The organism is Streptomyces sp. NPDC007164, assembly GCF_040634135.1.
GTDB classification, from domain to species: domain Bacteria; phylum Actinomycetota; class Actinomycetes; order Streptomycetales; family Streptomycetaceae; genus Streptomyces; species Streptomyces sanglieri.
Window position 1 is genome coordinate 948992 of the sequence record NZ_JBEYFB010000001.1, and the last position, 7537, is coordinate 956528.

7 protein-coding genes, 2 rRNA genes and 1 pseudogene are annotated in these 7537 nt (G+C 71.2%); 5 read left to right on the forward strand and 5 right to left on the reverse strand.

The window, feature by feature from the left end:
- Positions 1–9: 9 nt before the first annotated feature.
- Together ABZ622_RS04415 and ABZ622_RS04420 are read right to left on the reverse strand one after the other, a co-directional pair.
- Positions 10–657 carry a response regulator transcription factor gene (locus ABZ622_RS04415; RefSeq protein WP_360540180.1) on the reverse strand — a complete coding sequence of 216 codons (648 nt, stop codon included), beginning with the start codon at positions 655–657 and terminating at the stop codon, positions 10–12.
- Positions 642–1901, reverse strand: coding sequence for a histidine kinase (locus ABZ622_RS04420; RefSeq protein WP_360540182.1), 1260 nt, complete (start codon positions 1899–1901; stop codon positions 642–644). The genes ABZ622_RS04415 and ABZ622_RS04420 overlap by 16 nt, the downstream gene beginning before the upstream one ends.
- Before the next feature lie 151 nt (positions 1902–2052).
- Between ABZ622_RS04420 and ABZ622_RS04425 the strand changes: the two genes are divergently transcribed.
- On the forward strand, positions 2053–2601 hold the full coding sequence (locus ABZ622_RS04425; protein ID WP_360540184.1) for a hypothetical protein: 549 nt from the start codon (positions 2053–2055) through the stop codon (positions 2599–2601).
- A 95-nt stretch (positions 2602–2696) separates the two neighbouring features.
- Here the strand turns inward: ABZ622_RS04425 and ABZ622_RS04430 are convergent, their stop codons facing one another.
- A complete protein-coding gene (locus ABZ622_RS04430) occupies positions 2697–3257 on the reverse strand; it encodes a GNAT family N-acetyltransferase (RefSeq protein WP_360540186.1) in 561 nt (186 codons plus the stop codon).
- A 138-nt stretch (positions 3258–3395) separates the two neighbouring features.
- On the opposite strand from ABZ622_RS04430, the pseudogene ABZ622_RS04435 reads away from it, so the two are divergent.
- From ABZ622_RS04435 to ABZ622_RS04450, 4 genes and pseudogenes are all read left to right on the forward strand, one after another.
- Positions 3396–4339, forward strand: a pseudogene (locus tag ABZ622_RS04435) (ATP-binding cassette domain-containing protein).
- Positions 4336–5160: an ABC transporter permease subunit gene (locus ABZ622_RS04440; protein ID WP_360540188.1), complete on the forward strand. Its 825-nt coding sequence runs from the start codon at positions 4336–4338 to the stop codon at positions 5158–5160. The pseudogene ABZ622_RS04435 and the gene ABZ622_RS04440 overlap by 4 nt, the downstream one beginning before the upstream one ends.
- Positions 5161–5209: 49 nt before the next feature.
- Complete coding sequence (locus ABZ622_RS04445; protein ID WP_360540293.1) at positions 5210–6535, forward strand: histidine kinase; 1326 nt, start codon at positions 5210–5212, stop codon at positions 6533–6535.
- Positions 6532–7197 (forward strand): response regulator transcription factor, encoded by a 666-nt coding sequence (locus ABZ622_RS04450; RefSeq protein ID WP_360540190.1) that lies wholly within the window; start codon positions 6532–6534, stop codon positions 7195–7197. The genes ABZ622_RS04445 and ABZ622_RS04450 overlap by 4 nt, the downstream gene beginning before the upstream one ends.
- A gap of 72 nt (positions 7198–7269) precedes the next feature.
- Here ABZ622_RS04450 and rrf read toward each other — a convergent pair.
- Together rrf and ABZ622_RS04460 are read right to left on the reverse strand one after the other, a co-directional pair.
- Positions 7270–7386, reverse strand: a 5S ribosomal RNA gene (gene rrf, locus ABZ622_RS04455).
- Between the two features lie 78 nt (positions 7387–7464).
- A 23S ribosomal RNA gene (locus ABZ622_RS04460) occupies positions 7465–7537 on the reverse strand; the annotation flags it as partial.

Sequence of the window (7537 nt, forward strand, 5' to 3'; positions counted from 1 at the left end):
AGCGTGCGGTCAGGGGTTGTTCAGGTAGGCGAGTACGGCGAGGACGCGGCGGTTGCCGTCCTCGTCATCGGTGATGCCGAGCTTGCCGAACATGGAGGTGGTGTACTTCCCGATCGCGCTCTCGCTGAGAAAGAGCCGCCTGCCGATGGCCTGGTTGGACAGCCCCTCGGCCATGAGACCGAGCACGGAGTGCTCGCGCTCGGTCAGCCCCTCCAGCCGCCGGTTCGAGGACCCGCTGGAGAGCAGCCTGGCGATGACGGCCGGATCCATCGCGGTCCCGCCACCCGCGACGCGCTCCAGAGCGTCGATGAACTGGTCGGCATCGAACACGCTCTCCTTGAGGAAGTAGCCGATGCCACCGGCGCCGTCGGCCAACAGCTCGCGGGCATAGAGCTGTTCGACGTACTGGGAGAGGATCAGGACCGGCAGTCCGGGCAGTTCGCGGCGCGCGGCCAGGGCCGCCCGCAGGCCCTCGTCCGACTGGGTCGGCGGCATACGGATGTCGACGACGGCCACGTCCGGCCGCCACTCCAGCAGCGCGTCGAGCGTCTCGGGCCCGGTGGTCGCCGTCGCCACCACCTGGTGCCCGTACGCCTCGATCAGGCGGACCATCCCGTCCCGCAGAAGGTAGAGGTCCTCGGCTACAACGATTCGCATGGCACCACTATCCTCGCGCGGGTCGGACCGCCTGCCGGGCTGGTGACCTCCAGGGTGCCGTCGAAGACCGCGAGCCGTTGCCGCAGCCCCGCGAGGCCGCCGCCGTCGCTCACGGCGGCCCCGCCCCGGCCGTCGTCCTCGACGTCGACGACCAGGCGGGCACCGTTCCGGACCATCGAGATCCGCGCCCGGGTGGCACGGGCGTGCTTGACCGCGTTGGTCATCAGCTCGGCGATCCCGAAGTAGAGGGCGGACTCGATCGGCGGCTCCAGGGACAGCCGGAGTCCGGCGGTCACATCGGCTTCGAGCGGGCTGTCCAGGGCGAACGCGCGAACGGCCTCGACCAGCCCCCGGTCGTTCAGCACCGGCGGGTTGATCCCCCGGACCAGTTCACGGAGCTCGGTCAGCGATGTGGCGGCACCGGCCCGTGCCGCCCGCATCAGCGCCCTGGCCTGCTCGGGATCGGTTTCCATCAGCTTCTCCGCCGTCGCCAGGGAGAGCCCTAGCGCGACCAGCCGGGCCTGTGCCCCGTCGTGCAGATCCCGTTCGATCCGGCGGATCTCGGCGGCCTGCGCGACCGTCGTATCGGCACGCTGGGCCGTCAGCTCCGCCACCCGGTCCGCCAGCACCATCGCGGGCGACGCCCGCAGGAAGCGGACGGCCACCGGCTCGACGCACCGCCAGGCGTACGGGGCACCGGCGACCGCCACGACCAGGCCGCCCACCCCGACGGCACGCACGACCGCCCCGGGCCCGCCGAGCCCGAGGACCGCGGCGGCCAGCCCGGCCGGCGGGAGCGACGCGACCACACCCGCGGTGAACGGCACCACGGCCATGAACCGCAGGTCACGCCAGTTCGCGGGGTCCTTCCAACGGACCCGCCACTTCAGGTCCATGACGGCGTCACGCCTGCTGCGCTCATAACCGAAGCCGTTCCACCAGTACCCGGTGGACAGCTGGGTCACCGGCCCGGCCTGCCGGTAGCCGGCCGGGACGACGGTGCCGGTCCACCTCTCGACGAGGAAGCGGACCGTCCGGCAGACCGGGCGGGAAAGCGCGAAGGTCCCCACGCACACCAGCACCACCGGCAACAGCCACGACCACGGGTTCGACGCGCCCCACCGGATCCCCAGCGCCACCGAGGCGGCCCACACCGCCGGCACCAGCATGCTGACGACCGCCACGACACACGCCCGTACGAAACCCACACCGGCGCGCACCGGCCACGAACCCGACTGCCTCATGGCTCTTCCTCCGCTTCCCCTTCGGTGCTCCCACTGTGCACCGCACGGAGCCCGCGACAGCCCTGGCCGACCCAGGAGTGGGGCCGGCCCCACCCACCCGTGGGCCCAGACGCATACCGTGCCGGCCGGGCGCTTCGTAGCGTCGGTGAGCATGGAAACCAACAAGCTCACGACGAACACGGCGACCGACAAGCTCAGGACGAACACGGCGAACGCGGCGAACGCGGCGAACGCGGCGAACGACAAGCTCACGGCGAGCACGGCAACCGACAACAACACCCCGACCGGACCGGCCTCCCTCGACGCCCCCCGCACCCGGGAGGCCCTCGACAAGGCGAAGAGCGGCTTCACGCTCTGCGGCGCACTCGGCGCCGTCGCCCTCCTGGCCGTCGTCGTGGTGGCGAGCAGCGGCCATCCGGTCAACACGTTCATGTGGGTACGGGCAGCCCTGCTGCCCCTGATCGCCGTGCTGCTCCACCGGATGGCCGTCTCCGCCTCCCGGGGGTCCCGGCGGGCCTTCGAGCGCGTGGGCTCCGTCGCCGTCGTCATGCCGATCGCGATCATCGGCGTCGACCTGATCCCGGGAGTCTGCCCACCGTGGTACGCCGCGGTGCAGACCGTCTGCATGCTGCCCGTCGTCCGGATCGCGTTCCTCACCCGGAGCTCCGCACTGCGCGCCGCCTTCCCCAGGACACCCTGAGAGACACTGCCCCGCCCGCGGCGCCCCACGGCCGCAGGCCCGGACCCGACCCGCCCGACCCGGCCGCCGCGCACCCCCGGCAGCCCGCCCGGGGCCTACGCCTCCCGCTCCACCGCGTACTCGATCTCCCGGGCGGACGGATCTCCCGGAACGGGCACCGAACGCCCGGTCGCCGAGAATCCGATCCGCCGGTAGAGCGCCGCGGCCCTCGCGTTGTCCTCGTGCACATACAGCCGCACCCGCTCGATCCGCGGCCTCGCCAACGACCAGGCCCAGTCCGTCCCGGCCCGGAACAGCTCCTCGGCCAGACCCACGCCCCGGGCCTCCGGCCGTACGAACACACCGACGACATGCGCCTGGTGGACGTCGACCGCCTCCCCGAACCGCACCTCCGCGTCCGGCCGCTCGATCAGCACGGTGACCCCGCCGTCCCACCGCCCGTCCGGCGCGACGGCGACGAACTGCCGGACGTCACCGCCGCCGGCCGCGGACGCGCCGAGTGCCCGGTCCTGCCAGAACTCGTCGGAGTGGGCCGCGCCCTGCTCGTACGTCTCCAAAAACGCCACCGGCGCGGCCGGATCCCGCAGAGCGGCCAGCCGCAACTCCTTGACCAGGGGCCACTCATCGGCGCGCACGGCTCTCATCACATGTTCCATCCGCCGATCCTGCCCCCGCCGCCCGACCCGCGCAAACAACATTCCCCGACCCCGCGTCGTACCCCGGTACTACACCCGCCACCGGGTCCCGCCCCAGGTCCGACGCCTGCCGGAGCTCCGCTCCGTAGCGTCGACCGCATGATCAGGGCATACGAACTCACCAAGAGGTACGGGGACAACACCGTCGTCCAGGACCTCGACTTCACGGTCAGGCCCGGCACCGTCACCGGCTTCCTCGGCCCGAACGGTGCCGGGAAGTCCACGACCATGCGCATGCTGCTCGGCCTGGACGACCCACCCGGGGCCGCTCGACGATCGGCGGACGGACGTACGCCGCGCACAGAGCACCGCTCACCGAGGTCGGCGCACTCCTGGAGGCCCGCTCCGTCCACCCCGGCCGCACCGCCTTCAACCACCTCATGTCCTTGGCCCACACCCACGGCATCCCGCGCAGCCGCGTCGAGCACGTACTCGACCTGGCGGGGCTGACCGCGGTCGCCCACAAACGCATCAAGGGCTTCTCGCTCGGCATGGGCCAACGGCTCGGCATCGCCTCCGCACTCCTCGGCGACCCGGCGACGCTCATCCTCGACGACCCCGTCAACGGCCTCGACCCGGAAGGCGTGCTGTGGATCCGTAACCTGCTCAGGTCCCTTGCGCAGCAGGGCCGTACGGTCCTGGTGTCCTCGCACCTCATGAGCGAGATGGCGCTCACCGCGGACCACCTGATCATCGTCGGCCGCGGCCGACTGCTCGCCGACACCACGGTCGCCGACTTCGTCGCCACGGCCGGCGGCGCCTCCGTCAAGGTCGTCACCCCGCGGGCCGAGGCCCTGCGCGGCCTCCTCACCGGCCTCGGTCCCGGAATCGACATCAGCACCGGCCCGGACGCCGCCCCCGACGAGCTGGAGGTCCGCGGCACGGACGCGGCACACATCGGCCGCACCGCCGCCGCCCACGCCATCCCGCTGTACGAACTCACCCCGCGGACCGCCTCCCTGGAACAGGCCTTCATGGACCTGACCCAGGAGTCGGTCGAGTACCGGATCACCGCCCCCGGACCGACCGGAGCCCTCGCATGACCACCGCGACCGCCCAGCCGAACCGACGCACCGACGACGACGGCCGGGCCCCACGCCCGTACCGGATCACCCCCACCCGGGTTCTCCGCTCCGAATGGCACAAACTCCGGTCCCTGCGCTCCTCCTGGATCACTCTGGCCTCGGCGGCCGTCCTGATGCTCGCCGTCGGCCTGGCCATGGGCACGACATGCACCTCCGACGGCGGCGACTCCGACGTCGACACCGTGGTCCTGGTCCTCTACGGCTCGGTACTCAGCAGCCTGTGCACTGTGGTCCTGGGCATCCTGGTCACCGCCGGCGAGTACTCGACCGGCCTGATCCGCGCCTCGCTCGCCGCGGTCCCCCGCAGACTCCCGGTGCTGTGGGCGAAGGCGGCGGTCTTCACCGCCACGGTCTTCGCCACCATGCTCGTCACCGCCCTGATCACCTTCCTCGCCGCGCAGTTCTTCCTCCACGACACCGACCAGGCGGCCTCGCTCGGCGACCCGGGCATCCTCGGCGCGATCGTCGGCAACTCGGCGGGCATCACCCTGCTCAGCCTGATCGCACTGGGGCTCGGCGGCCTGCTCCGCTCGGTGCCGGGCGCGATCGGCGCCTACATCGGCGGTGTGATGATCCTGCCGGAGGTCCTCTCCATGCTGCCGTACGACGTGGTGGAGAGCGCCATCAAGTACTTCCCCACCCAGGCGGCCGGAGTCCTCGGTTCCGCCACCCCGCTGGACGGCGACGCCTCGACGGGCGGCGCGGTGCTCGCGCTGTGCCTGTGGGCCGCGGTGGCCCTGGGCTCGGCAGCACTGCTGCTGCGCCGACGGGACGCATGACGCCGGGGCGGCGGGTCACGAGGATGGACACGTGACGACCGACGACGACCTGAGCACCACCCCGGACACCGACCAGGACGCCACCCCCGGCACCTCCCCGGATGCCACCCCCGGCACCACCCCGCTCACCGGTCCCATCCAGCGCCTGCTCCAGCGCGTCCGCGCGGCCGACGCGCGCCGGCCGCTGGTCTGGGACGGTCTGCTGACCACATCCTGGATCCTGTTCGCCGTACTCGACATCACCTCGGGCGGCTGGCGCACCGTGGCCCTGGACCCGACCGTGTCCGGGACGCTGGTGCTGCTGATGAGCGTGGCCTTCTCCGCACCGCTGCTGTGGCGGCGTACGCACCCCTTGGCGGTGCTGGTGTTCATGGCCCCGGTCTCGCTGGTGAACGCCTGGTCCGGCGCCGTCATCCAGGCCGCCTTCCTCCAGGAGATCGTCGTCTTCCACGTCGCGCTGCGGCTGCCCGGAAAGGCCTTGGCGTGGGCCGGTGCCCTGGTCGCCGCCCCACTGGTGGCCGGCGCACTGCACCGCCCGCACAGCTGGGATCCGATGATCGTGCCCCACCTCTGGGCGTTCGCGCTCTCGGCGCTGCTCGGGATCGTGGTCCGCACCCGCAAGGAGTACACCGCGGCCCTCGTCGACCGCGCCCACCGGCTGGAGCTGGAGCGCGACCAGCAGGCCCGGCTCGCGGCCGCCGCCGAACGCACCCGGATCGCCAGGGAGATGCACGACATCATCGGCCACAACCTCTCCGTGATCACGGGCCTCGCGGACGGCGGCGCGTACGCGGCGGCCAAGAGCCCGGAACGGGCCGCCCAGGCCCTCGAAGCCATCGGAACCACCAGCCGCCAGGCCCTCACCGAACTCCGCCGCCTCCTCGGCGTCCTGCGCGACCACCCCGCCGAGGCCGACCGCACCCCGCAGCCGACCCTGGACGACATGGACGAACTCCTGACCGGCGTACGGACGGCGGGCCTCCCCGTACGCCTGCACATCCACGGCACGCCCCCGTCCGCCCCGCCCACCGCGGGCCGGCAGTTGACGGTCTACCGGGTGGTGCAGGAGGCCCTGACGAACACGCTGAAGCACGGCGGTACGGCCCCGGCACCGACCGCGGAGGTCACCCTGACCTACCGGGCCACCGAACTGGAGGCCGTCATCACGGACACCGGCACGGGTACAGGCACTGGCACCGGCGCGGACACCGCAGGCCGTCACGGCTCCGGGGGCGGCGGACAGGGGATCACCGGGATGCGCGAGCGGGCGTCGCTCTACGACGGCACACTGGAGGCGGGCCCGCTGCCGGGATCCGCATCCGCGACCGGCTGGCAGGTACGGCTCCGCCTTCCTCTGGAGGACACCCTCTCGTGACGACCGTGCTCATCGCGGACGACCAGCCGATGCAACGCTTCGGATTCCGCATGCTATTGGAGAGCCAGGACGACATGACGGTGGTGGGCGAGGCCGGCAACGGCCTCGAAGCCCTGAGCCTCGTCCAGCAGCATCGGCCGGACGTCGCGCTGATGGACATCCGCATGCCGCTCCTGGACGGCATCGAGGCCACCCGCCGCATCGTCAAGGCCGGTGCCCGCACCCGCGTCCTCATCGTCACGACTTTCGACCTGGACCGGTACGCGTACGACGGCCTCCGCGCCGGCGCCAGCGGCTTCCTCGTCAAGGACGCGCTGCCGGAGGAGCTCCTCTCCGGCATCCGGGCCGTGGCCGGCGGCGACGCGGTGGTCGCCCCCAGCCTCACGCGACGCCTTCTGGACGCGTACGTGCAGCACCTCCCGGCCGTTCCCGGCGGCCCCGCCACCCTGGACGCACGCATCGCGTCCCTCACCGAACGGGAACGAGAAATCCTCACCGTCATAGGTCAGGGTTGGTCCAACACGGAGATCGCCGAACGGCTCCATCTCGCCGAATCGACGGTGAAGACGCATGTGACGCGCATTCTCGCCAAGACCGGATCCCGCGACCGTGTCCAGGCAGTCATCCTGGCCTACGACACCCACCTGGTCATTGCTGCCTGACAGCAGAAAAAAGAGGGGTAAACGCAGAAAAGCCCCGTGTCCACAAGGACACGGGGCTTTCCCGTAAAAGGAGTTCGGCGGCGTCCTACTCTCCCACAGGGTCCCCCCTGCAGTACCATCGGCGCTGAAAGGCTTAGCTTCCGGGTTCGGAATGTAACCGGGCGTTTCCCTAACGCAATGACCACCGAAACACTATGAAATTAACCAACACCGGAACAAACACGGCCGTTCGTTATTTCAGAACTAACACAGTGGACGCGAGCAACTGAGGACAAGCCCTCGGCCTATTAGTACCAGTCAGCTCCACCCGTTACCGGGCTTCCACATCTGGCCTATCAAC